At 37.2% G+C, this 26,078-nt stretch carries 23 protein-coding genes; 19 read left to right on the forward strand and 4 right to left on the reverse strand.

Annotated elements, in window-relative coordinates; genetic code table 11:
* Position 1 precedes the first annotated feature (1 nt).
* The 12 genes from sprA to V8G61_RS10085 all read left to right on the forward strand — a co-directional run bounded on the left by sprA (position 2) and on the right by V8G61_RS10085 (position 14,918).
* Entirely contained in the window at positions 2-7,201 is a 7,200-nt protein-coding gene (gene sprA / locus V8G61_RS10030; RefSeq protein WP_394875492.1) for a cell surface protein SprA, read from the forward strand.
* A gap of 65 nt (positions 7,202-7,266) precedes the next feature.
* The gene (gene gcvH / locus V8G61_RS10035) at positions 7,267-7,647 is read left to right on the forward strand and encodes a glycine cleavage system protein GcvH (protein WP_394875494.1); all 381 of its coding nucleotides are present in this window, start codon (positions 7,267-7,269) and stop codon (positions 7,645-7,647) included.
* Positions 7,640-8,008 (forward strand): VanZ family protein, encoded by a 369-nt coding sequence (locus V8G61_RS10040; protein WP_394875496.1) that lies wholly within the window; start codon positions 7,640-7,642, stop codon positions 8,006-8,008. The genes gcvH and V8G61_RS10040 overlap by 8 nt, the downstream gene beginning before the upstream one ends.
* Before the next feature lie 68 nt (positions 8,009-8,076).
* A complete protein-coding gene (locus V8G61_RS10045) occupies positions 8,077-8,799 on the forward strand; it encodes an energy transducer TonB (protein WP_394875498.1) in 723 nt (240 codons plus the stop codon).
* 174 nt (positions 8,800-8,973) lie between these two features.
* Positions 8,974-9,759, forward strand: a complete 786-nt coding sequence (locus V8G61_RS10050; RefSeq protein ID WP_394875500.1) for an energy transducer TonB — start codon at positions 8,974-8,976, stop codon at positions 9,757-9,759.
* A 128-nt stretch (positions 9,760-9,887) separates the two neighbouring features.
* Complete coding sequence (gene cyoE, locus V8G61_RS10055) at positions 9,888-10,829, forward strand: heme o synthase (RefSeq protein WP_394875502.1); 942 nt, start codon at positions 9,888-9,890, stop codon at positions 10,827-10,829.
* 2 nt (positions 10,830-10,831) lie between these two features.
* Entirely contained in the window at positions 10,832-11,413 is a 582-nt protein-coding gene (locus tag V8G61_RS10060; RefSeq protein ID WP_394875504.1) for a heme-copper oxidase subunit III, read from the forward strand.
* Positions 11,414-11,458: 45 nt separating this feature from the next.
* Positions 11,459-12,439 (forward strand): cytochrome c oxidase subunit 3, encoded by a 981-nt coding sequence (locus V8G61_RS10065; RefSeq protein ID WP_394875506.1) that lies wholly within the window; start codon positions 11,459-11,461, stop codon positions 12,437-12,439.
* Between the two features lie 21 nt (positions 12,440-12,460).
* Entirely contained in the window at positions 12,461-12,841 is a 381-nt protein-coding gene (locus V8G61_RS10070) for a cytochrome C oxidase subunit IV family protein (RefSeq protein WP_394875508.1), read from the forward strand.
* 87 nt (positions 12,842-12,928) lie between these two features.
* Positions 12,929-13,636, forward strand: a complete 708-nt coding sequence (locus tag V8G61_RS10075) for a hypothetical protein (protein WP_394875510.1) — start codon at positions 12,929-12,931, stop codon at positions 13,634-13,636.
* 3 nt (positions 13,637-13,639) lie between these two features.
* Complete coding sequence (locus V8G61_RS10080) at positions 13,640-14,383, forward strand: SCO family protein (protein WP_394875512.1); 744 nt, start codon at positions 13,640-13,642, stop codon at positions 14,381-14,383.
* Positions 14,376-14,918: a DUF420 domain-containing protein gene (locus V8G61_RS10085; RefSeq protein WP_394875514.1), complete on the forward strand. Its 543-nt coding sequence runs from the start codon at positions 14,376-14,378 to the stop codon at positions 14,916-14,918. Before V8G61_RS10080 ends, V8G61_RS10085 begins: the two co-directional genes overlap by 8 nt.
* A gap of 3 nt (positions 14,919-14,921) precedes the next feature.
* Here the strand turns inward: V8G61_RS10085 and V8G61_RS10090 are convergent, their stop codons facing one another.
* Positions 14,922-15,176, reverse strand: a complete 255-nt coding sequence (locus tag V8G61_RS10090) for a helix-turn-helix domain-containing protein (RefSeq protein ID WP_394875516.1) — start codon at positions 15,174-15,176, stop codon at positions 14,922-14,924.
* A 228-nt stretch (positions 15,177-15,404) separates the two neighbouring features.
* Here V8G61_RS10090 and V8G61_RS10095 point away from each other — a divergent pair, with 228 nt between their 5' ends.
* From V8G61_RS10095 to tsaB, 7 genes are all read left to right on the forward strand, one after another.
* Positions 15,405-15,617 carry a hypothetical protein gene (locus V8G61_RS10095; protein WP_394875518.1) on the forward strand — a complete coding sequence of 71 codons (213 nt, stop codon included), beginning with the start codon at positions 15,405-15,407 and terminating at the stop codon, positions 15,615-15,617.
* Positions 15,618-15,695: 78 nt separating this feature from the next.
* On the forward strand, positions 15,696-16,397 hold the full coding sequence (locus V8G61_RS10100) for an ABC transporter ATP-binding protein (protein ID WP_394875520.1): 702 nt from the start codon (positions 15,696-15,698) through the stop codon (positions 16,395-16,397).
* On the forward strand, positions 16,390-17,622 hold the full coding sequence (locus V8G61_RS10105; protein WP_394875522.1) for an ABC transporter permease: 1,233 nt from the start codon (positions 16,390-16,392) through the stop codon (positions 17,620-17,622). The genes V8G61_RS10100 and V8G61_RS10105 overlap by 8 nt, the downstream gene beginning before the upstream one ends.
* On the forward strand, positions 17,623-18,864 hold the full coding sequence (locus tag V8G61_RS10110) for an ABC transporter permease (protein WP_394875524.1): 1,242 nt from the start codon (positions 17,623-17,625) through the stop codon (positions 18,862-18,864).
* Positions 18,865-18,880: 16 nt separating this feature from the next.
* The gene (locus tag V8G61_RS10115; RefSeq protein ID WP_394875526.1) at positions 18,881-19,984 is read left to right on the forward strand and encodes an efflux RND transporter periplasmic adaptor subunit; all 1,104 of its coding nucleotides are present in this window, start codon (positions 18,881-18,883) and stop codon (positions 19,982-19,984) included.
* Between the two features lie 10 nt (positions 19,985-19,994).
* Entirely contained in the window at positions 19,995-21,341 is a 1,347-nt protein-coding gene (locus V8G61_RS10120) for a TolC family protein (protein ID WP_394875528.1), read from the forward strand.
* Positions 21,342-21,355: 14 nt separating this feature from the next.
* Positions 21,356-22,027, forward strand: coding sequence for a tRNA (adenosine(37)-N6)-threonylcarbamoyltransferase complex dimerization subunit type 1 TsaB (gene tsaB, locus V8G61_RS10125; protein ID WP_394875530.1), 672 nt, complete (start codon positions 21,356-21,358; stop codon positions 22,025-22,027).
* Positions 22,028-22,031: 4 nt separating this feature from the next.
* Here the strand turns inward: tsaB and V8G61_RS10130 are convergent, their stop codons facing one another.
* From V8G61_RS10130 to V8G61_RS10140, 3 genes are all read right to left on the reverse strand, one after another.
* Entirely contained in the window at positions 22,032-22,838 is an 807-nt protein-coding gene (locus V8G61_RS10130; RefSeq protein ID WP_394875532.1) for a mechanosensitive ion channel family protein, read from the reverse strand.
* 86 nt (positions 22,839-22,924) lie between these two features.
* Positions 22,925-25,027 (reverse strand): thioredoxin domain-containing protein, encoded by a 2,103-nt coding sequence (locus V8G61_RS10135; RefSeq protein ID WP_394875534.1) that lies wholly within the window; start codon positions 25,025-25,027, stop codon positions 22,925-22,927.
* Positions 25,028-25,098: 71 nt separating this feature from the next.
* Complete coding sequence (locus V8G61_RS10140) at positions 25,099-26,004, reverse strand: NifU family protein (RefSeq protein WP_394875536.1); 906 nt, start codon at positions 26,002-26,004, stop codon at positions 25,099-25,101.
* Positions 26,005-26,078: the final 74 nt, after the last annotated feature.

A 26,078-nucleotide genomic window follows, 5' to 3' on the forward strand; every position in this document is an offset into this window, starting at 1 on the left:
TTTGAAAATAACCAACAGGAAAGCATTAAAATTAGTGAAACAATTGGCCTTTATTTGTTTCGTGTTTTTTTATTCCTCTCAAATTTACGGGCAGCAGGACTCTATCCGACCAGGTTATTCTAAGGGTAGCATAAAAACTGCCGACCCCAAAAGTATTGAGTCCAAATACACTTACGACCCTGTTACTAATAGATACATCTACACTGAAAAAATTGATAACTTCGATATCAGATATCCGATTATATTAACACCCAAGGAGTATTATGATCTTGTTGCAAAGCAGAGTTTAAGTGCTTACTACAAAGAAAAGGTGTCGGCTTACGACGGTAAGAAAGAAGGCACTGAGGATGCTCAAAAGAATCTATTACCCGAATTTTATGTGAATTCGTCATTTTTTGAATCTGTATTTGGAGGTAATACTATCGAGATTATACCGCAGGGTTCAGTTGAGATGGATCTTGGCGTTTTATTTTCCAAGCAGGATAATCCCTCATTCTCACCCAGAAACCGGAGTAATTTTAGCTTTGATTTCGACCAGCGTATTAGTCTGAGCTTAATAGGTAAGGTAGGGACACGCCTGCAGATCACAGCAAATTATGATACCCAATCAACCTTCGATTTTCAAAACCTGATTAAACTTGAATATACACCCACAGAAGACGATATCATTCAAAAGATCGAAGTCGGAAATGTGAATATGCCACTTAATAGTTCCCTAATTAGTGGTGCACAAAGTTTATTTGGGGTAAAAACACAATTGCAATTCGGAAAAACAACAGTTACGGGGGTATTTTCTGAGCAAAAATCGCAATCCAACACTGTGGTGGCACAAGGGGGTGGTACACTTGAAGAATTTGAACTTTTTGTGCGCGATTATGATGAAAATCGACATTTCTTTCTGGCGCAATACTTTCGTGACACCTACGATGACGCTTTAAAGAATTATCCTTTCATTAATAATAAAGGCTTACAAATTACACGTATCGAAGTTTGGGTAACCAACCGTAGCAACCGAACCGATAATGTTAGAAATATTGTGGGGCTTCAGGATTTAGGAGAAACCAATAAGGCTTATTCTACCGTAAATGTTTCGGGAGCTCCCGGTGCTTTCCCAAGGAATCAAAACAATGCCTATGACCCCACAAATATTGGCGGGGCCGGGTCTCAGATAACGGATGCCATACGTGATGTGGCAACGGTGAAATCTGGAATTTTAGTGCCTAATGTGAATGAAGGTTTTGACTTTGCCAGTCTGGAAAATGCCAGGAAATTAACAGAAGGGCAGGAATATATTATCAATAAAGACCTGGGTTATATTTCATTGAATCAGCGTTTGAACAACGATGAAGTGCTAGCTGTTGCTTTCCAATACACGGTTGGAGGTCAGGTATATCAGGTGGGGGAATTTGCTAACGATGGGGTAGATGCGACCCAAGTAAGCACCAATACTTCTGGGCAAGTAACACAAGTTGTTAATTCAAACCTCATTTTAAAATTATTAAAAAGTAGTGTTACCAATGTTGATTTACCGATCTGGGATTTGATGATGAAGAACATCTATGATACCGGTTCGTATAATGTATCACAGGACGATTTTAAACTCAATATTTTTTATAATGAAGCTTCGCCATTAAATTTTATTTCACCCGTTACTAGTGATTTTCCATTAGATATTGATGGTAACCCAGTGACCGGAAGTACGCCTGAAAACGACCGTATTCAAAACTCTCCTTTACTTCGGGTATTCAATTTAGATAAGCTGAATTTTAATAACGACCCTCAGGAGCGCGGTGATGGTTTCTTTGATTTTGTATCGGGAATAACCATTATACCTCAAACCGGAAAGATCATTTTTCCAAATGTTGAACCCTTTGGAGAATACTTGTATAATGTTTTAGGTGGCGGTAGTACGTACGAAGATCCAACAAGTTATAATGAAAATCAACAAAAATACGTTTACAATAAACTCTATAGTAGTACCAAAACTGCAGCACTTGATGACGTAGAAAAAAACAAATTCAAACTTAAAGGGCGTTATAAAAATACTGGTGGATCGGGGATACCTATCGGTAGTTTTAATGTTCCAAGAGGATCGGTTCGTGTAACGGCTGGTGGTCGTGTTCTGGTTGAAGGGGTTGATTATGTGGTAAACTATACCCAGGGTACTGTTGAAATTTTGGATGAAGCTTTAAAAGCTTCTAATACACCTATTGAGGTTTCTACAGAAAATAATGCGGTATTTGGGCAACAAACCCGTCGTTTTACAGGATTGAATGTTGAACATAAATTCAATGAGAATTTTGTACTTGGCGCCACCCTTTTAAATTTAAACGAACGGCCTATTACCCAAAAGGCTAATTTTGGTACAGAACCTATAAACAATACTATTTTTGGTGTAAACGGAAATTACTCTACAGAGGTACCCTTTTTAACCCGATTAGCTAATAAATTACCTAATATTGATACGGATGTTCCTTCTAATCTATCTCTACGTGGAGAATTTGCCTATTTAGCTCCGGGCGCTCCAAAGGGTACCAACTTTAATGGAGAAGCCACGTCGTATATTGACGATTTTGAAGGTTCTCAAAACGGAATTGATTTACGTTCCCAACAAGCCTGGGCCTTGGCCAGTAGACCCGTGGGAATTAATCTCGATATTAATCCAAATGCAGACGATAATGGGATACAAAACGGCTACCAGCGCGCCATGCTAAACTGGTATTCCATCGACCCTATTTTTTATACTGGTAGACGGCCTAATGGCATTAGTGATGAAGATTTATCAAGTCTGTATACCAGTAGAGTTTTTATTAATGAATTATTTCCCGAACGCGATCTGGTACAAGGACAAACCTCAGTACTTTTTACTTTAGATTTGGCCTATTATCCTGAAGAGCGAGGTCCTTATAATTTTGATCCTTCTGCAGCTGATGGGATTTTAGATAACCCTGAAGATAGTTGGGCGGGTATTACACGCCAAATAACTTCTACCGATTTTGAACAACAAAATGTAGAGTATATCGATTTTTGGTTGCAGGATCCTTTCCAGGATAATCCGAGTAACCCAGGTGGGAAATTAGTTTTTAACCTTGGAAATATTTCAGAGGATGTTGTTAAGGATGGACGTAAATTATATGAAAACGGACTCCCTAAAGATGGTGATGTGAGCTTATTACCAACAACAGCTTTTGGAACTGTAGTGCCACAAAATCAATCACTTATTTATGCTTTTGATACTACGGGGGAGGAACGTACCAATCAGGATGTTGGTTATGATGGTTATGATGATGCCGAAGAAGCAGCCCAATTTGGTGCTAACTTTGGTCCCGATCCTGCTAATGATAATTACCAGTTCTTCCTTAATGCTGAAGGGAATATTTTTGAACGTTATAAAAAATATAATGGTGTTCAGGGGAATACACCAGATACATTTACAGATACCCAACGTGGGGCAAATACGCAACCTGATGTTGAAGATATCAATAGGGACAATACTATGAATACTATTGATAGTTATTTTGAATACGAGTTGGACTTAAATCCCCAGAACTTACCAACGTCTCAGGCTGATTTTGAAAACCTTCCGGATAGTAATCCTATAAAAGAATTTTTGCGTGATTTCAAAGAGCGTCCTCGGTCGTTGCCTAACGGCGAAACAAGAAATATACGGTGGTATCAATTTAGAATACCTGTTCAAGGAAGCCATGTTCGGGCCGTTGGTGGTATTAGCGACCTACGGTCTGTACGATTCACACGTATCTATTTGAGAGATTTTATAGCGCCCACGGTATTTCGTTTTGGTACCTTAGATTTGGTGCGTAGCGATTGGCGCAGATATACTCAAGCTCTGGACAAAAATGATCCGACACCGACGGACCCCGAAACTGATTTTTCGGTAGGTGTTATAGGTACCTTGGAAAATGAAGGTAGTTACCAACGTCCGCCAGGCATTGAACCCGAACAATTATTTAATAATAATACGGTTGTAGATCAAAATGAACAGTCGTTGGTAGTAAAGGTTTGTAATTTAGAAAGTCAGGACGCTAAAGGGGTATTTAAAAATATTAGTATTGATATGCGTCAGTTTAACCGGATGAGAATGTTTATGCATGCCCAACCCGGTGAAACAGGAACTCTAAGTAGTGATGAGCTGGTGGGCTTTATACGATTAGGGAATGATTTAAATGGTAATTATTATCAGATCGAACTGCCTTTACAGGTATCAACCTCTTTGACTAGAGAAGGTATATGGCCGGAAGCTAATGAAATTAATTTACCTATTGAATTATTAGCCCAGATTAAAGCTTTAGGAATTTCAAATGGTACCCTGGCTAATGAAGACCCAACTTTTTATGATGTTGTTAATGGTGAACCTGTGCCGATTACCGGAAGTCAGTATACCGGCTATGTGGCTGGTCAACATCGTATTGCTATAAAAGGAAATCCTAATTTCGGGGATGTTCGAAGCTTAATGATTGGAGTTAAAAATGCTACGACCAGAAATGATGTTTGTGGGGAGGTTTGGTTCAATGAACTTCGTTTGTCGGATATGGATAATGAGGGTGGCTGGGCAGCGGTATTAAGTATGGATTCTAATATTGCTGATTTTGCTAATGTGAGTGCTACGGGCCGTCAAAGTACTTCGGGATTTGGATCTCTGGAACAAGGGCCAAGTCAGCGTAGTTTAGAAGATGTTAAGCAATATGACGTCGTTACGAATGTTAATTTAGGGCAGTTGCTTCCAAAAAAATGGGGTGTTCAATTGCCATTCAACTATGCTCAAAGTGAAGAACTGGTAACACCAAAATACGATCAGTTCTATAAGGATCTCACCTTGCAGTCTCGCTTGGATGCTGCCAATTCGGAGCAGGAAAAAGAAGCCATCAGGCAGAATTCTGAAGATTACACAAAAAGGCAAAGTATTAATTTCATTGGAGTGAGGAAGAATCGGACTACCGAAAAAACAGCTCGTTTTTATGATGTTGAAAATTTCACCTTAAATTATTCCTTTAATAAAGTAGAGCACCGCGATTTTGAAATTCAAAATTCGGTAAATAAAACAGTTCGCCTTGGCGCAAACTATGCGCATAACTTTAATCCGGTAACGATCGCACCATTCCGTAAAAATGATTCTATTTTTAATGGAAAATACTGGCGTATCCTAAAGGATTTTAATCTTAATCTTCTTCCAACCAGTTTTACGGTAAACACAGATCTTAATAGACAATTTAATAAGCAGAAATTTAGAGAGATCGATCTTGGTGGTGATAATATTGGTATCGATGAATTGTTTAGAAGGAATTATACCTTCAATACGCAGTACACGATAAATTATAATATTACTGAAGCTTTACAGCTTAATCTCACAGCCTCAAACAACAATATTGTTCGAAATTATTTTAAGGATAACATCATCAACGGGGAGCAGGATCCGAGTCTGGATGTCTGGGACGGTCTTTTTGATCTTGGTGACCCGAACAGGCAATCTCAAAATTTGGGTATTACCTATCAGGTTCCAATTTCTAAAATACCTTTATTTAATTTTATAAGCAATGCCACCTATCAATACAGTGGGAGTTTCCAATGGCAAAAAGGTTCTGACCTTTATGGTAATTTGGAAGTAGACGGACAAACCTATGATCTCGGACATACCATTCAAAATGGGAATACACATAATTTCAATACATCGTTCGACATGAATCGCTTTTATCGCACGATTGGTTTGGTTAAAAAACCAACCCGGCGAACCCGTGTTCGGTCGAAAGACGAGAATAACAATACTTCGAATACTTCAAAAACAAAAAGCGATTCAGGTACGAAAATATTAAATACGGGAATTGATATTTTAACGAGTATTAAACGGGTACAGTTCAATTACTCGGAAAATAGTGGAACTTATTTGCCGGGTTATACACAAACACCGGGTTTCATAGGGACCCTTAAACCAACCTTGGGTTATACGTTTGGTAGTCAGGCAGACATCCGGTATTTAGCAGCCCGTAAAGGATGGCTTACGTTGTTTCCAGAATTCAACCAGCAATATTCGACCACAAACACAAAACAATTTGACTTTTCAGCCAATTTACAACCTGTTCAGGATTTAAAAATCGATCTGGTTGGGAACCGCGCTTATTATGAAAATTACACGGAAAATTACCGTGTAAATAATAATGGTGGTAATTACGAGTACGAATCTTTAACACCGAATACCTTTGGTAATTTTAATATTTCAACCCTATTAATCAAAACATCTTTTAGCACAAGTAATGAGATTACCAGTGATGCCTTTGATACCTTTAGAGCTAATCGTCTAAAAGTAGCCAGACGTTTAGCGGCTAGGAGCGGAGCAGATGTTAATGATTTAGATGCAGACGGCTTCCCTAAAGGGTTTGGTAAATCCAATCAGGCGGTACTTTTACCGGCCTTTTTGGCGGCTTACACCGGGCAGGATGCCGATCAGGTAAGTCTGGGTGCTTTCCGAAATGTGCCAATCCCAAATTGGGACCTTAAGTATACCGGATTTATGAGGTTCAATTGGTTTAAAAAACGCTTCAAAAGGTTTTCTTTGACTCACGGATATCGATCTACCTATACCATAAATCAATATCAGTCAAATCTGAATTATAACCCTATAGATTTCGCCGTAACCTACGATAACCAACCTAATGATGTACTGGATCAATCGGGGAATTATAAAAATGAACGCTTGTTTACCAATATCAATTTGGTAGAAACCTTTAGCCCTTTAATGCGTTTGGATATGGAGATGAAAAATTCGGTAAAGATACTGGCGGAAATTAAGAAAGATCGTATGCTATCCTTAAGCTTTGATAACAATTTACTCACTGAAGTTTTAGGTAATGAGTACACCTTAGGCCTGGGATATAGAATTAAAGATTTGCGAATCCGCTCCAACCTAGCCGGCCCTCAAAAGCGTATTGTTAGCGACCTGAATATGAAAGCTGATATCTCAGTTAGAGATAATAAAACAATCATACGCTACCTGGATTTAGAGAATAATCAGATCACCTCCGGACAAACCATTTGGGGTCTGAAATATTCTGCCGATTATGCATTCAGTAAAAATCTTACAGGGATTTTCTACTTCGATTATTCGTTCTCGGAATATGCCATTTCAACGGCATTCCCGCTAACCACAATAAGATCCGGAATTACCCTGCGATATAATTTTGGTAATTAAACATATTCTATTTGAAATTTAGTTTTGAATAGATACATTTGCGAATAACTTTATAACTAATAACCATGACAATACCAGCAGATTTAAAATATACAAAAGATCACGAGTGGGTTAAAATTGAAGGAGATGTAGCAACTATTGGGATCACTGATTTTGCACAAAGTGAATTGGGTGACATCGTATATGTTGAAGTAGAAACTGTAGATGAAACCCTTGATGCCGAAGAGATTTTTGGTACGGTAGAAGCTGTAAAAACGGTTTCAGATCTTTTCTTACCCCTTTCGGGAGAAATTACAGCCTTCAATGAAATTTTGGAGGATGAGCCAGAAAAAGTGAATTCAGATCCTTATGGTGAAGGCTGGATGATCAAAGTTAAGTGCAGTGATTTGTCAGAAGCTGAAAACCTGCTTTCTGCAGACGATTACAAAGCCTTGGTAGGTGCTTAAAAAAGGGCTTTTCGTATGCGCTTTAGGGTATACAATGGCCTTGCTGACGGTAAGTCTGATTAGACTCAATAACCTTCCTGATTTAGGCGTTGATTTTGTCGATAAAATTTTTCATTTTGTTGCCTACACCCTTCTGAGCTTAATTTGGTTCTACACCTGTTTTTATTTTTTTGAACTAAACCAAAAAAAATCACTTGTTTTTTCGGTCCTTGGAGCCGTGCTTTTTGGTACAATTATTGAGGTATTACAACATGTGTTGACAGAATACAGAGCCTTTGAGTTTTATGATGCCTTGGCAAACACTTTAGGAGCATTGTTTACGGCATTCATTATGAAAGTAAAAGCTAAAAAAACAAGTTAAAAAGACTTAAATGCTTGCTTTTTTAGTAAATAAATAGTTAAATTAGCAATCTTGATAAACGAATAAATATGGAACCTAAGAAAAGCCCGCAAGCAAATGTTGGACGTAACAGTTCGCTCTTTTTTGCAATTGGTTTAGCGGTTATGTTATTCATAACTAACCTGGCGATTAATTACAAAACTTACGATAAGTCGAATATTGATATTGGTCAAGTAGATATGGACCAATTGGATGAAGAAGATGTGCCAATCACGGAACAATTACAAATGCCACCACCACCACCACCACCGCCAGCAGCTCCCGAAGTGATCGAAGTTGTTGAGGATGATGAGGATGTTGAGGAAACCGTAATTGAGTCTACTGAGGCTGATCAGGAAACTGAGATCGTTGAGGTGGAAGATGTGATGGTAGATGAGGTTGAAGAAGATGTAGAGGTACCTTTTGCAGTTATTGAGAATGTGCCGATTTTTCCAGGTTGCGAAAATGAACAAGGTAATAACGCCAAAAAGCAATGTATGTCTGAGAAAATCCAAAGATTTGTAACTAGAAATTTCAATACAGAATTAGCTAGTGATCTAGGATTATCAGGAAGACAACGTATTAATGTAATTTTTAAAATTGATAAGACTGGTAACGTAACCGGTGTACGATCAAGAGCGCCACACCCTGGCTTAGAAAAGGAAGCTGCACGTGTAATAAACAGCCTTCCTAAAATGAAACCAGGTAAGCAGCGTGGTAAGGCTGTAACAGTTCCGTATTCTTTACCAATTGTTTTCCAGGTACAAGATTAATTAATACCCTATTTTTTAATATACACCCCAAAGGTATCCTTTGGGGTTTTTTTATGGACTTATTTTAAGAAGCTTCACAAAAAACAGAAATCCCGATACTTTACGTACCGGGATTTCTTTATGGTATGCTTATTGTGGTTTTAGCATAATATTAACATATAATCTTCACATATTATGAAAAAACAAAATCAAAGTAATGAGATCATTCGGCAAAATGATTCTACTTTAAAAATTTCACAAAAGCAAGGTGTAAATTTACAAAAAAACAGTACGTTCTATTTTCAAATAGGATTAATTTTATGTTTACTGATGGTCTTTGGGCTTTTAGAAATGCGTTTTCAAACCGAGGTTCCATATTTTAATCCCCCGGAAATAATTGATGACTCCTTTGATTACAATTTTGCGCAGAACTTCACCGTTGAACCTGAAAAGAAACTGGAAACACAATCTCCTATAAAATCAGTTCAGGCACCAATCTTTAAACAAGTTTCAAATGACTCCGGAGAGGAAGATCCAGCAAAAACTATTTTAGGCCCTTCCCCTTCAATAAATACGAGTACGCCTGACTTTAACGGCTTGGAGAAGAAGCCGGTCGATGTCGATGTTCCTATTGTTTTAGTTCAAAAGGTACCTGTATATCCCGGTTGCGAAAAGGAAACAACCAATATAGGTCGGCGGGAATGTATGTCAGATAAAATTCAAAAAATTGTAAGGAGAAATTTTAATTCGGAATTAGCAAGTGATCTAAATTTAAATGGAAGGCAACGTATAAATGTTATGTTTACTATCGACAAAACTGGCAAGATTACTAAAATTCAAGCCAGAGCACCGCACACCAATCTGGAAAAAGAGGCTGTTCGGGTGATCGAACTGATTCCTGAAATGACACCCGGAAAAATGCAGGACAAAAATGTGGGTGTGAAGTATAGCTTGCCAATTGTTTTTGACGTTCAGAATTAAATTTACCCTCATTTTCTATATTAAAACCATGACACTTCAATAGGTGTTATGGTTTTTTTACTCCCTGGCTAAATTTTAACTTTATATCAATACATTTATAAGGATTTTGCATTGGTGAAAACGCTTTTATGAAGTATCTTTGCACTCTCATTACAAAACGCGATAGCAACACTGGTTTGGGTAGATCGAAAACAAGCATAGAAAATCCGTCTTTAATTCACGATTTTAAAGAAATTACAAAGATGCGCCTGGCAATTAGCGTTGTCTTTTCGTCGTTGGCCGGTTATCTTTTAGGGGTAGATGTTGTGAATATGAAGACCCTTATTCTACTTGCTTTAGGAGGTTATTTTATGGTGGGAGCTTCTAATGCTTTCAACCAGATCATTGAGAGAGATTTGGATGCTAAAATGAACCGCACTAAAAATCGGCCCATTCCTGCCGGCCGTATGTCTGTAACCACGGCCTTTATTATCGCTTCTTTATTTACTATAGCCGGAGTGGTAATACTTTACACTATTAATAAGCAAACGGCCATGTTTGGCGCCATTTCTATATTTTTATATACCTGTGTATATACGCCATTAAAAACCATGACACCATTAGCTGTGTTCGTAGGCGCTATTCCTGGAGCTATTCCCTTTATGTTAGGTTGGGTAGCTGCTACCGACGATTTCGGTATTGAGCCGGGAACTTTATTCGCCTTGCAATTTTTTTGGCAATTTCCACATTTTTGGGCTATAGGTTGGTTCTTGTTTGAAGACTACAAAAAAGGTGGTTTTTTTATGTTACCTACTGGGAAACAAGATAAGGGTACAGCAGTACAGGTGATTATGTATACGATTTGGACCATTTTGGTATCCATCATACCGGTATTTGGTTTTACTGGTAAATTGCATTTGTCAATTCTGGCTGCCGTAGTGGTTTTCGCGCTTGGCTTAGGGTTGTTATATTATGCGATACAACTCTTTAATAAAATGACTGAAAAAGCTGCAAAACAACTTATGCTGGTAAGTGTCTCATATATCACGCTAGTACAGATTGTTTATGTAGCTGATAAATTTTTAAGTTAATCATGGATTTAACACAAGGAACACAAGAAGAAAAACAAAATAGAGCCAAAAAAATGATGCTTTGGTTTGGCATCATTTCGCTGATCATGTCCTTTGCTGGTTGGACAAGTGCCTACGTAGTTAGTAGTACACGCCCAGATTGGTTAAAGGATTTTCAATTACCCGACCCGTTTATAATTAGTACGGTAATTATTTTAGCAAGTAGCCTTACTTTATTTTTAGCACAGCGGTTCTTGAAACAGAACAAAAGGCAAAGTACAACAGTGTTGCTTTTGGTAACTTTTGTGTTAGGAATATTTTTTATTGTGAACCAATTTAAAGGGTTTGCTGAAATCATAAATGCAGGTTATAATTTTACCGGACCAACCAGTAATGTGACCATGTCGTACGTGTATTTGATTGCTTTAGTACATATTTTACATGTAGTTGTGGGTTTAATTTGTTTATTGGTAGTAATTTATAATCATTTTAAACAAAAGTATCAGCCAACGAAAATGCTTGGTTTTGAACTCGCAGCAACCTTCTGGCATTTTGTTGATATCCTGTGGTTATATCTCTTTTTGTTTTTATATTTCTTTAGATAAATAAATTGATTATTTTTGTGAAACTTTTAATTACAACCTTATAATATGAGTACTACAGTTTTAAATACTGGGACAGAAGGCAAAACATGGGGTGGCGGAAACCAACCGTTGCAAGCTAGTTACGGTAAAATGATGATGTGGTTTTTTATCGTATCTGATGCATTAACCTTTTCCGGATTTTTAGCGGCGTATGGCTTTTCAAGATTTAAGTTTATTGATTCCTGGCCAATAGCAGATGAAGTATTTACCCACGTACCTTTTTTACACGGGCAGGAACTTCCAATGATCTATGTGGCATTTATGACCTTTGTCTTAATTATGTCGTCTGTAACTATGGTATTAGCTGTAGATGCAGGACATCATTTAAATAAAGGCAAAGTAACCCTTTATATGTTTTTAACCATTATAGGAGGTTTGATATTCGTGGGCTCTCAAGCTTGGGAATGGGCAACTTTCATTAAAGGTGATTACGGTGCTATCCAAACCAAATCAGGTAATATTTTACAATTCTTAAATACAGAAGGTGAACGGGTTGCTTTAAGAGATTTTGCGGTTGCAAAAGATACACCTCGTAATCAGTTAGAAAAGTCAGAAGGCATGTGGTTTATGTCTGAAGGTTCATTGCCGTCATTTACCGTAAATGAAGTTATTGAAGGTTTAGAGGCACATCCTGATATTTTAGTGAGAACACAAGAGTTAACAGAGGGTGGTGAAAAGGTAGTGCTCTCGAGGGAAGAATCCCTTCAAACCGTAAAAGATCATGGCGTAGCCGTTATAGAGGGTGCTAATTTACATAGTAATGAATATGGTTCGCCTTTGTTCGCAGATTTCTTTTTCTTCATTACAGGATTCCACGGATTCCACGTGTTTTCAGGCGTAGTTATTAACATCATTATTTTCTTCAATGTTATTTTAGGAACTTATGAAAGACGTAAGAGCTACGAAATGGTTGAAAAAGTTGGTTTATACTGGCACTTTGTAGATTTAGTTTGGGTATTTGTATTTACCTTCTTCTATCTTGTTTAATATCGAATAACAGCATTTAAAATGGCACACGAACATAAATTAGAAATATTCAGAGGACTAGTAAAATTTAAGTCCAATACTCAAAAAATCTGGGGCGTTTTAGTCTTTTTGTCTATCGTAACAGCGATAGAGGTAGTTCTTGGTATTTACAAGCCGGAATCTTTAATGGTGATGTTCTTAGGAATGAAATTATTAAACTGGATCTTCATTGGTTTAACCATTGTAAAAGCCTATTACATTACTTGGGATTTTATGCACATGAGAGATGAAACCAAGGCCTTAAGACGCATGGTCATCTGGACTGCTGTGTTTTTGATCATTTATTTGGTTTTTATCTTGTTGCAAGAAGGCAGTTATATTTTCAGAATATATGATGATGGTTATATTACCAAAGATTTTTAATCCGGTATTAACATAAATATTATAAGTAAAGACGGTTTTTTTAGGCCGTCTTTTTTTATTTTTGCAAAGAAAAAATTTGCAATTCCTATGAAGTATAAGAAAGTTAAAAGGTATGTTATTTTAGGAATTTTATTTTTTCTTCCCGTAACATTTTTACTCCTTTTATATCCGGCTACGCACAATTATACGCCGTTGGATATTGTGAATGAAGAGGTGCACGAACTCGAAGGATTCTCATCAGACTTGGAAGAGCCGGTAATACTAAAAGATCACATTACGGTTTTGGGCTTTTTAGGTAGCGATCCAGTAGATAATAATATGTTGGCCCTAAATGTTAAAGAGCTTGTTTATGATAAATTCAAAGGATTCAAAACCTTTCAAGTGGTTTTTGTAAGCCCTATAGGTACGGAAGATCAGGCTAAAGCGGTGAGGGAAGAGGTTAGTGGTTTTGAGAATTTAAAATATTGGCATTTTGCGTTTGGCACTCCAGATATGATTCGAAAACTTTACCTTAGTTTAAAAAGTGATGCTGACTTAAAGACCGATCTTGCTTTAGATGATGTATTTATTATCGATCGAGATTTAAATCAACGAGGCCGAATTGATGATCGTACTGATAAAGAAATTCAAAACAACAAACCCCTTTATAGCCTTTCGGGCTATAACGGTATAGAAGTAGCCGAAATTAAAAACAAAATGAGCGATGACGTCCGCATTTTATTTACCGAATATCGGCAGAAACGGAAAGGTGATTTCAATACGGATATTCGTCGTGCAAACGACCTAAAAAAATAAAATATGTCAAAAAAAGCCAACTATTCATATATCGGGATCGCGTTTGTTATTCTGGTTTTTGGAATTATTTTTATTCCAGATATTATCGATAGAATTTCAAACGACGATATCACTAGAAAAGAAAGTAGAAGCGATTATGCTACTGAGGATAAAAAAGCCTCTGATCTCATGTATATTGAAATAAACGGAAAGGCGAGAAAGGTGCCGTTTTTCACGTTCACCAATCAAGATGGAGAAACCATTACTAACGAGGATTATTTAGGAAAGGTTTATGTTGTTGAGTTTTTCTTCACGACTTGTCCAAGTATCTGTCCAAAAATGAACCGGAATCTGGTTCAGATACAAAACAGTTTTGAAGGATTTGAAGATTTTGGTGTTGCCTCGTTTACTATAAATCCTGAAAATGATACGCCTGAAGTTTTAAAAACATATGCGGATCAATACGGAATAACCAATCCGAATTGGCATTTACTAACCGGTGAAAAAGAGGCCATCTATAAATTGTCTAATGAAGGCTTTAATATTTATGCCGGGGAAAACCCTAATGTAGCCGGAGGGTTTGAACATTCCGGGAATTTTGCACTCATAGATAAGGAAGGCTATATTCGTTCTAGACGGGATGAATCTGGGAATCCAATAATATATTACCGCGGTATCATTTCTGAGGAAGAAAAAGTGGATAACGATGGTTTAGAAGAGCAAATAAGCGCTTTAAAAGAAGATATTAAAAAATTACTAAATGAATAACACCACTAACGTAAAGAACAATAAAAAGTATAATAGGATTATTGTAATCTTGTCTGTGGCAATACCACTGGTTGTTGCCGTTTTATTCGGTGTAAAATTGGACGTCACACTACCCGTGTTTTTACCACCTATTTACGCTACCATAAATGCCCTTACGGCGATGGTTCTGGTTTTGGCTTTTATAGCCATTCGAAATAATAAAATAACACTCCACAAAAGATTAATGACCTTTGCAATTGTTTTGTCGGCGGCATTTTTGGTGATGTATGTTGCGTATCATATGACAAGCGATTCTACAAAGTTTGGAGGAGAAGGGGCACTCAAGTATATTTATTACTTCATATTAATAACGCATATATTGCTATCTATCGCGGTTATTCCATTTGTATTGATAACTTATGTAAGAGCGATTACAAACGATTTTGAAAGACATAAAAAAATAGCAAAAACGACCTTCCCGCTTTGGTTGTATGTTGCGGTTACCGGAGTTTTAGTTTACATATTAATTTCGCCATACTATCCCACATCATTTTAAGTCTCATACTTCGCTCATAAAAGTGTAAAATTCTTTATCACTGAAAAACTGCGATATAGGGGTTTCCAGTACTAAAGCCACTTTATAAAGTGTTAGAAGTGATACATTTCGATGTCCGGACTCAATAGCATTATAGCCACTTTTGAAAAAACCACAGCGTTTTGCAACTTCATTCTGTTTTAGATTTTTCTCCAGCCTTACAGCTCTAATACTTTGTCCAAGCGATTTCAATATAGCCTCTTGAGGTAATTGTTTCACTGTTTTTTAGTATTCCAGTAAATTAGGTTTAGGCTAATCTAGGTATAGTAAGGTACAAAAAATATTAATGTAAAAGTCTAGTATACAGTAACTTTTAATTATTTTGTTGAAATTTTATTTTGTTGTAAACAAGTAATTTGTTGGAGATGTATACTGTTATTTCCGTGCCTTTATTTCAGCGTCATTATTTTATCATTTATCTTTGTGCCTTAAGATGTTGTTAAGTTTATGAAACGCAAAATCCTTCTTTTAATCTTCATTGGGTTTTTCCATGTAGCCGCCAGTTCACAGTGTGCCATGTGTCGCGCGGTTTTGGAAAGTGAGCAGGGACAATCTACCGCCGAAGGCATAAACGACGGTATCGTATATCTCATGGCGGTCCCTTATATTCTAATAGCAGGTCTCGGTATTTTTATTTACCGAAAGTATCGAACGCGTTAAAAATTTAATAAAAACTTTGTTGGTTAAAAGTGTAACCTTATATTGATTTTAGCTACTAATCAATAAATTCTTTTTGAAGTGTTAGAGATTTCTAATTTGCACAAGTCCTATCCCATAGGGGATTCCAGTTTACATGTTTTAAAAGGTATTAATTTATCTGTTAAAGAAGGCGAAATGGTAGCCATTATGGGTTCTTCAGGCTCTGGAAAATCCACCCTACTCAATATTATCGGAATGCTAGATGAAGCCGACTCCGGTTCTTATGTGCTTGATGGGTTGCCTATTAAAAACCTGACAGAAAAAAAAGCGGCACTGTACCGAAATAAATTTTTGGGGTTCATTTTTCAATCCTTCAATCTTATAAATTACAAAACGGCTTTGGAAAATGTGGCGCTTCCTTTGTATTATCAAGGCATGAGTCGAAAAGAACGCCAGGAAAAGGCCATGTTTTATCTGGAAAAAGTTGGCCTGACCGATTGGGCAACACATCTTCCAAAAGAACTTTCAGGAGGGCAAAATCAGCGTGTAGCTATAGCTCGCGCTTTGGCGGCTAATCCCAAATTACTTTTGGCTGATGAGCCTACAGGGGCTCTGGACAGCAAGACTTCTTATGACATTATGGATTTTATTCAACAATTGAATGATGAAGGAAAAACCATTCTCATGGTTACCCATGAAGACGACATAGCACATATGTGTAAGCGTATTGTGAGTTTAAAGGATGGTATCATTTTGGAGGATTCTATGATAGAACAAGTAAGAGCGAAACACGATGTTTGATCTAGACCTTTGGCGAGAGATATTACAAAGTATCAACAAAAACAGAACCCGGGCTATTTTATCTGGGTTTACCGTGGTGTTTGCTATTATGTTGTTTACGATCCTCTTTGGGATTGCCAATGGTCTTGAAAATACCTTCCAAAAATTATTCGTGCGCACTGCGGAGAATGCGATTACCTTTTACACTGGTACAACGTCCAAACCTTTTAAAGGCTATCAAATTGGAAGACAAATCCAAATGACAAATAGCGATGTTGATTTTATCGCTCGTGAGTTTCGAGATGATATCGAATACATATCAGGAACTTTAAGACGAAACTATAATTTAAGTTATAAAGAAAAAAAAGGAGATTTTACGGTAATGGGTGTAAGTCCGGATTATCAGTTTTTGCAAAAGTCAGAGATAATTAAAGGACGTTTTATTAATTATCGGGATCTTGAAAGTAAAGATAAATTCGTTGCTGTAGGCCGTCTGGTAGAATCGGATTTATTTGGAAAAGAGTCTGCCTTAGGAAAATATCTTGAACTGGAAGGGGTGGCTTACAAAGTTGTGGGCGTTTATTCCGATGACGGTGGTGATAGCCAAGAGCGTATTGTTTATGCCCCTTATACAACAATTCAAAAGCTCTACACAGGTGATGATAAGTTACTAAACATAATGGTGGGCTATAAACCTAACCTAACCGTAGATCAGGCTTTCGCTTTGGTAAATAATATCACCTTGAAATTAAAAAACAAATATAGCGTTGCGCCAAGCGACCAGCGAGCGGTTAGGGCAGGAGACCGTATTTTAACTGCAAAAAAACGTCTTGATAATATATCGTTTGGTTTAGGTATTTTAATTCCCATTATAGGATTTGGAACGCTTATCGCCGGTATTTTAGGTATTAGTAATATCATGATCTTTATTGTGAAAGAACGTACCAAAGAGATCGGTATTCGAAAAGCTCTTGGAGCATCGCCTCGATCTATTGTTTCCATCATTTTGCTGGAAACCATTTTAATAACCACCATAACAGGTTATATAGGGCTAGTTATAGGTGTGGGAATTCTCAAAAGTATTGGCTCAAGTTTGGAGCGCTATTTTATTACTGATCCCAGTGTGAACATATCCATTGTATTTTCAGCAACTATAGTATTAATCATAGCTGGGGCTATTGCAGGTTTTATACCTGCCAAACGAGCATCAAAAATAAAGCCTATTGTTGCTTTAAGAAACGATTAAATGATAAAGTTTTTATTAGAAAAAGATACCTGGCAAGAAGTTTTCGACAGCCTTACAAAAAATAAACTAAGGTCTGTCTTGACCATGGTTGGTGTATGGTGGGGTATCTTATTGCTAATAAGTTTACTGGGATCGGCAAAGGGTATTGAAAATAATTTTAATACTCGTTTTGAAAATTTTGCCACTAATAGTTTGTTCATTTTTGGCGGGCGAACAACAATACCTTTTAAGGGATATCAGGAGGGGCGCCGTGTACAAATGACTTTGAATGACGTTACAAGCATTAAAGAAAATATACCTGGGGTGGAATATGTTGTACCCAGTATTCAAGTGCAATCCACCTTAAGTCGAAATAGCTTAACCTCGAGTTTTACGGGTCGAGGTGAGGTTCCTTTATTGGACGTTTTAGCTAAAAAAGATTTGATCTTTGGAAGAAATATAAATCAAAGTGATATTAAGGAACGCCGAAAAGTAGCGGTTATTTCTGATGACGTTTACAAACAATTATTTGAAAAAGGGGAAAATCCCATAGACAAATTTATTAAAGCAAACGATGTTAACTTTAAAATTATTGGGGTGTTTAAACAAGTGAATTTTGGTGGACCTGTTATCGATTTTAATATGCCCTATGCCACAGCTCAGGAAATTTATAATCGTGGAAATGATGTCGACCTGTTAATGATCACAGGAGATCCAAATTTTGATATCAATCAATTGGATGCTGATGTAAAATTGTTGTTGAGGAATATTCATGATATTCATCCTGATGATAATCGTGCCTTAAATGGATTTAATCTGGGAGAGCGTTTTGACCAGCTCACAGGGTTTTTAACAGGGATGCAATTTCTAACCTGGTTTGTGGGGATTGCCACACTCATCGCCGGCGTATTCGCCATTGGTGGGATATTACTTATTTCTGTAAAAGAACGCACTAAAGAAATTGGGGTGCGTCGTGCTTTGGGTGCAACGCCTTTTTTAATAAAACGTCAGATTATTGTAGAATCGGTAGCCATTTCATTAATTTCCGGTGTTCTGGGAATCATTAGTGGCGGTCTCATTTTGATGTTGGTAAACAAGTTTGCAGGACAAGGGCCTGATGCCGCCATGAGAAACCCGTCGGTATCCATTGGAATGGTGTTTTTAGCCCTAATCATAGTAACGATATTGGGAACCTTAATTGGTCTGATCCCAGCAACCAAAGCTACCAATGTAAAACCTATAGAAGCATTAAGAGAAGAATAAAATTTAAATTATTAATATGAAAAAATTTCTAAAAATCAGCTTTATCGTCGTAGTTGTCATTCTGTTTGCATTGGTACTACGCTATTTTTACCAGGCCAACAACAGGCCGGCTGAAGCCTTTCAAACCGAAAAACCTTTTTATACCTCTATTTCCAATAAAGTTGTGGCTACAGGTAGTTTGAATCCGGAGGAGGAAATTGAACTTAAGCCACAAATTTCGGGAATCGTTAACGAGATCATAGTTGAAGAGGGTGACCTCGTTCAGAAGGGTGATTTGATCGCAAAAATTCGAATCGTTCCAAATGAGCAATCCTTAAATTCAGCAAGCAGTCGTTTGAATTCTGCAAAGTTAACTTATGAAAATGCGAAAACAATTTACGATCGAAACAAAACTTTATTTGATAAAGGGGTGATCTCGGAACAGGATTTCGAAAACAACAAACTGTCTTTTGAGCAGGCTAAAGAGTCTTTAGATCAGGCAAGGAACGATTATCAGATCATCAAAAAAGGATCCATTTCGGGGGGTAGTGAAGCTAACACCAATATTGTGGCTCAAATTTCTGGAACGGTACTGGAAATTCCGGTTCGTATCGGTGATCAGGTGATTCAAAGTAATAATTTTAACGCAGGAACCACTATTGCTACCATTGCCAATATGGGTAAAATGATCTTTGAAGGTACGGTAGATGAATCTGAAGTTGGTAAGCTTAAAGAAGGTGAACCAATCGATGTTATTATTGGTGCTTTAGATGAAAAAAAGCTGCCTTCAAAATTGAATTTTATTGCTCCTAAAGGAATTTCTGATGCTGCGGGAGCTGTGCAGTTTACCATCAAATCGGATGTAGAGGTTGATCCGGGCATTAATATCAGGGCAGGCTATAGCGCGAATGCTGAAATTAATATTGCTAGTAAAGACAGCATTTTTAGTATTCGGGAATCGTTGGTCCAATTTGACAGAATTTCGGAAAAACCTTTCGTTGAAGTAAAACAGGCCGATGGTACTTTCAAGAAGCAAAATGTAAAACTGGGTATATCAGATGGTATTAATGTTGAAATCCAGGAAGGTTTAAATTCAGATGATGAAATTAAAGTTTGGAATAAAGTTTCCGAACAAAGTTAATCTAGACACTATGAAAAGAATTATAAATACGGCGTTTTTACTCCTTTTAACAGGAACCTTGGCTGTTGTTCATGGGCAACAAACAAAATGGACTCTGGAGGCTTGTGTTGATCACGCGATAAAGAATAATATATCGGTACAACAATCCCTTTTAGATCAAAGTCAGGCAGATGTTGATGAAAGTCAGGCCCGAAGTAATTTTTTGCCGAACTTAAATGCTAATGCATCTTACAATATCAATACCGGGGCCAACATTAACCCGGCAAGTAACCAGTTTGAAAATACCACGTTCCGTTCCGCATCGGGAGGTGTAAGTTCGGGTATAAATATTTTTTCCGGACTTCAAAATTGGAAAACCTTACAACGCGCAAAACTCAATCAAATGGCATCCGCTTATAGGCTGGATAAAATGAAGGATGATATCTCCCTTTTAGTAGCGAATTCATTTTTACAAATATTAGCCAACAAAGAACAACTTAAAGTTGTAAAAGGCCAAAATAGAATTACCAAAGAGAATATTACGAATACCAAAGAATTGGTAAATTCCGGGGTGTTACCTGAAGGTGATTTATTGGAACTTCAAGCCACGGATGCCACTCAGGAACAACAAATAATTCAGGCGGAAAATGCCTTGTTTATCTCAAAATTGGGTTTAGCCCAAACCTTACAATTGGAAGATTATGAAAGCTTTGATATTGTAGATGTCGATTACGGTTTAATACCCGGAACCATTTTGGAGGAACGTCCGAAGGTCATTGCTGACAAGGCAAAAACGGTGGTAAATGATGTTAAAATAGCAGATGCTAATTTGGAATTAGCACAAAAGGATTTAGAGTTGGCAAAATCAGGTTTATATCCAACGCTAAGTGGTTTTGTAAGTTACAACACCCGTTGGTCCAGTACTCAAACTAATCCGTTCACCAATGAAAATATCGCTTTTTTAGACCAATTATATTTATTCGATGGTACGGCTGTTGGATTGCGTTTGAACGTTCCGATATTCAATCAATTTCAAACGGGTAATGATATAAAAAGAAACAAAATTAATGTTGAACGTTTAAGACTTCAAAAAAAGCAAGCTGAACTCGATTTAGAGTCCACGGTATATCAGGCGTATAACGATGCCGTCAATGCAAAAAAAACGTACAGTGCGGCTATAAAAACGGAAGAAGCCAGACGTTTAGCGTTTAACTATGCTGAAGATCGTTATGAGGTAGGCCTTTCCAATGCTTTCGACCTGAATCAATCTCGAGTGCAATATGATAATGCCCAATCGGATGTGATTCGAAGTAAATATGATTTTATTTTTAAGTTGAAAGTGTTAGAATTCTATTTTGGAATTCCTATTTTAGAGTAATAGAACATTTAAGATTGACTTATATTCTTAACATAGAAACCGCCACAACGAATTGTTCAGTATCGATTTCAAAAAATGGAGAAACCATTGCTTTGAAAGAAGATTATGACTCCAAGTATTCTCATGCAGAGCGCTTACATGTCTATATTGACGCGGTCTTAAAAATGATAGATTTATCTCGGCACAATCTGGATGCTATTTCTGTTAGTAAGGGTCCCGGCTCTTATACGGGCTTGCGTATCGGTGTGTCGTCAGCCAAAGGATTGTGTTATGCTTTAGAAAAGCCCTTGGTGTCGGTTTCAACTTTAGAATCCTTAGCACATCAGGTTAAACCTGAATCCGGGGTAATTATTCCGTTACTTGATGCCCGGCGTATGGAAGTTTATTCAGCTGTTTTTAATGGATCATATGAACAGATCAGAGAAACCCGGGCTCAAATTTTGGACGATGGATCTTTTGAACAATATTTAGAACAAGGCCTCGTATATTTTATTGGTAACGGCGTTGAAAAAACCAAAAAAATCATTAGGCATCCCAATGCTATTTTTATTGAAGAAAAATTACCATCTGCTAATGAGATGAGTCTTTTGGCCTATTCCAAATACAAAATAGGCGACTTTGAGGATGTCGCCTATTTTGAACCATATTATTTAAAAGACTTCGTTACTACAAAATCTAAAAAGTAAGAAGTTATTCTTTCTTAATATTAACCTGATGTGGGTAAGGTATATCAATACCTGCAGCATCCAGAGCTTCTTTAGTTGCTTCCATCACTTCAAAATAAACAGTCCAATAATCTTCGGCTTTTGACCAGGGTCGGACAGCAAAATTGATGGAGCTGTCAGCCAATTCCAGAACCGCAACAGTAGGGGCCGGTTCTTTTAATATTTTTTCATTCGAAGTAAGCACATCCATCAATACTTGTTTTGTTTTTTTGATATCAGAATCATAATCCACGCCAAAAACAAAATCCACACGACGCGTTCCTTCAACCGTGTAATTCACAATATTTCCGTTTGAAAGAGAACCATTTGGTATAATGATCTCCTTATTGGAAAGTCCGGTAAGTTTGGTGGTAAAGATCTCAATTTGTTTAACAACACCAATTTCACCTTGTGCCTCAATAAGATCACCAATTTTAAAAGGTTTGAAGATCATGATCAAAACCCCTCCGGCAAAATTTCCTAATGATCCTTGTAGCGCCAAACCAACGGCCAGACCAGCGGCGGCTAAAACAGCAGCTAATGATGTCGTTTCGATACCAAGGGTTCCAAGAACGACAATGATAAGAACGATTTTTAAACCCCATTTAGTTAAGTTTACCAAGAATTTCTGTAAACTCTCATCATAACTCGCCTTGGCCATGACTTTGCGTAAGGCTTTTAATAGATATCTTATCAACCACGAACCAATGATCCATATGGCAATAGCACCAATTAATTTGAGGCCATAATCAACGGCTAGGCTCATCCATTTTTCAAAATCTAAATTTTCCATTCTAAGTTATTTTTTTTAAGTTAATCGCTATCCTTAAAATAAGAATATTATTAAGTTTCACAAGTGTTTCGGGGTTTTTCGTAAGATTATTTTTCAATTAATTGAAGGGCCTTTTGCGGATCTTCAACGGGTAGTTTACAAGCTTTATCCACACATACATAAATTAAGGTTTTATCCGGGTTAAAACGGTTTAACAATAAAGGACTGTTCTTTTCTGTGAGGCTACCTGCTAATAATATATTTGGAATATAATGTTGATTTAAAGTGTGCAATTTTTGTTTTGCCTCTTTCCCAACAATAACCACTTCATAATAAGGTTGCGTATAGTTTAACATCAGGTCAAACCAGTTTGAATATCCCGTTGGATGTTCCTTCATTTCAGGTTTAATATTGTTCAACATCTTGGTGGCGATGGTTTCAAAATGGTTATTATCGAAATAATGCGCTAATTTAAACAGGTTTTTGGCCATCATGGAATTACTCGCCGGAATAACATTATCCTGATATTCAATGGTGCGCGAGAGCAGCGCAGTATCCTTATTCGAAGTAAAATAAAACATACTATTGGCTTCATTATAAAAATGATCCAAAGTATAATTGGCCAGATCCCTGGAAGCTGTGAGCCATTTGTCATCAAATGTATTTTCATAGAGCGCAATAAAAGTATCAATACTCGCAGCGTAATCCTCTAGGTAACCATTAATGGAGCTTGTTCCATTCTTATAATTATGATATAATCCACCGTCGGGTTTTAATTGTGTGTTCAGAATAAAATTGGCATTTTTTTCGGCTGAAGCCAAATAATCCCCGTTTCCAAATACGCGATACGCATCCAAATAACCTTTTAGCATCAACGCATTCCAAGAGGTTAGGGTTTTATCATCCAGTCTGGGCTTAGAGCGTTTTTCGCGAGCTTGGAGAAGTGTGTCTTTCCAATCTTGAATTTTTTGTTGAAGCTGTTCTGCCGTAATTTGGTGTTTTTTTCTGAAATCTTCATCCGATGTATTTCGTATCAAAACATATTGGTCATGTTCCCAATAACCATAATCATTAATATTGTAATAGTCTGAAAACAATTCAAAATCTTCATTTAGAAGGTTTTGTAATTCGGGTTTAGTCCAGATATAATAGGCGCCTTCCTCAAGCCCACCTTCCGGTGTTTTACTATCAGCATCCAGAGAAGAATAAAATGCTCCGTTTTCAGCGGTCAGTTCTTTTTGTATAAAATCGAGGGTTTCGAAAACAACGGATTTGTACAAGGGATCTTTAGTACTTGCGTAAGCATCGGCGTACAAACTCACTAACTGTCCGTTGTCGTAAAGCATTTTTTCGAAATGAGGAACGTGCCATTTTTCATCAACCGAATAACGAGAAAATCCACCACCAATTTGGTCGAATATACCGCCATAGGCCATTTTGGTAAGAGTTAAATTTAAATAATCCTTCAATTCCTTGTTGTCGGTTTGGAAGGCATAGCGCCAGAGAAAGTGGTAATTATTGGGCATCATGAACTTAGGAGCACGTTTGATACCGCCGTATTCATGATCAAATCGTTCGGACCATTGATTCACTGCTGTGTTGATAAAGGCTTCATTAAACTCAGGGGTTTCCGTATTCATTTGAACTAAATCCAAACGCTTAACGCCTTGTTCCAACTGCGAAGCATAGTCATTAAATTTTCGAGGATCTTTTTCATACAAGTCGGCAATTTTGGTTAGGGCATCCATCCATTGCGCCTTCGGAAAATAAGTCCCTCCCCAAATAGGTCGGCCATCCGGCAGTGCCACGACATTCAGGGGCCAGCCACCTCTGCCGGTCATAAGTTGAACAGCATTCATGTAAACCTGATCCACATCAGGACGTTCTTCACGATCAACTTTTACATTGATGTAATCTTTATTCATAATTTCAGCTACCGAATCGTTCTCAAAGCTTTCATGTTCCATAACATGGCACCAGTGACAAGCGGCATAACCAATACTGATAAGTAATAGCTTATTTTCTTTTTTCGCTTTGGCCAGGGTTTCCGGATTCCAGGCATACCAGTTTACAGGATTGTTCGCATGCTGCAGAAGATAAGGGCTGGTTTCATTAATAAGGGCGTTTGTTGGTTGATCTTTCATAGATTCTGAATTCTGACCTTTACAGTTTATAAGGAGTAAAAAAAGAAAATATTTTAAATACTTCATTTCTCAAAGTTAGCTAAAATATCACATTAAAAAAGCGTTCCGGCTTTGGAACGCTTTAGGGTTTAACAGGCTTAACCGTTTATGGCTTCAACCGTTTCAACTTTATCCTGAAGCATTTGTTTCAGCATATTTTCAATCCCATTTTTAAGGGTAAACGTTGAAGACGGACAACCACTACAAGCGCCTTGAAGTAGAACACTAACATTCTTTTTGCTGGCATCGTATGAAATAAATTCAATATTCCCACCATCGCTGGCAACTGCCGGTTTTACATACTCTTCCAAAATATTGATTATCTCTTTTGAAGTTTCATCAAGAGTTTCAAATTGGGCATCAAGCTGTTCATTTGATTTTGCTAATGTTTCAGCAGCTTCAGGTAGTACCACGTCTTTACCATTTTCAATAAAACTTCGAATAAACTCACGAAGTTCCAATGTGATCTCCTGCCAATCAGCACGATCATATTTGGTTATAGAAACGTAGTTCTCTTCTATAAAAACACTTTTCACGAAAGGAAAATGAAATAACTCTGTAGCTAATGGGGATAATTTAGCGTCATCAATAGAGGTAAACTCAAAATGTGTGGTGACAATTTTTTTGTTCGCTACAAATTTCATAGCAGCTGGGTTTGGCGTGCTTTCAGCGTAAATAGTTACCGGAACTTTTTTTGTGCTGATAGCTTCTTCTTCCAAAATAACCCCGCCATCATTCAAATAGGCCTCAATTTGCTGCGCAACTTCATCCTTAACATCTTTCCATTCTACTATATTGTAGCGCTCTACAGCAATGAAATTCCCTGAAATATAGACTTTCTTAACAAAGGGCAAATAAAATAACTGTTGCGCTAATGGCGATGTTTTCGCCTCATCAATATTATTAAATTCAAAACTTTGATGTTGCGTTATAAAGTGATTCAGTTCAAATTTTATGATGCTATCATTGTTTGTTTCCTGCACGGAAACCTTAAAATTGTTCATTTTAGCTAATTTTTTACAAAAATACTAAAAGATAAGTTGAGTATACATATATTTGGGAAAAAGCTGAATTAAGA

This window comes from Gaetbulibacter sp. M240, from assembly GCF_043876815.1.
Lineage (GTDB): Bacteria > Bacteroidota > Bacteroidia > Flavobacteriales > Flavobacteriaceae > Gaetbulibacter_A.